1 protein-coding gene is annotated in these 591 nt (G+C 60.8%); it reads right to left on the bottom strand.

The window, feature by feature from the left end:
• On the bottom strand, nucleotides 1-591 hold a 591-nt coding region (locus AB4Z35_RS30015), incomplete at both ends, for a cadherin domain-containing protein (RefSeq protein WP_442101163.1).

Genomic DNA, 591 nt, shown 5'->3' with positions numbered 1-591 from the left:
GTTCTCCGCCACGTTGATCGAAGCCGTCGCACCGCCACCGTTGGAGGTGATCACCGGGGAGTTGTCGTTGACGCCCGTCACGGTTACCGCGATCGCCTGGTCGTCAAACAGCGTGCCGTCCGATGCCCGCACAATCACGTCATARACGTTGTTCGTCCCCGAATCAGTCGGCGCTTCAAAGTTGGGTGCGGAGATAAAGCTCAGCACGCCTGTGCCTGAAACGATCGAGAACTTCGCGGCATCCGCTCCGCCGACGATGCTGTAGCCCAGCGTTTGTGCAGGCAGATCAGCATCGGTCGCCGCCACCGTCGTGACCGCCGTGGTGTTTTCCGCCACGTTGACCGAAGCCGTTGCACCACCACCGTTGGAGCTGATCACCGGTGAGTTGTCGTTGACTCCCGTCACGGTTACCGCGATCGCCTGGTCGTCAAACAGCGTGCCGTCCGATGCCCGCACAATCACGTCATAGACGTTGTTCGCCCCCGAATCAGTCGGCGCTTCAAAGTTGGGTGCAGAGATAAAGCTCAGCACGCCTGTGCCTGAAACGATCGAGAACTTCGCGGCATCCGCTCCGCCGACGATGCGACGATG

Origin of the sequence: Pseudomonas sp. KB_15 (assembly GCF_052114525.1) — a bacterium.
Lineage (GTDB): Bacteria > Pseudomonadota > Gammaproteobacteria > Pseudomonadales > Pseudomonadaceae > Aquipseudomonas.
The sequence above is the reverse complement of the archived record's forward strand: the minus strand, read 5'-3'. Positions and strand labels throughout refer to the sequence as shown.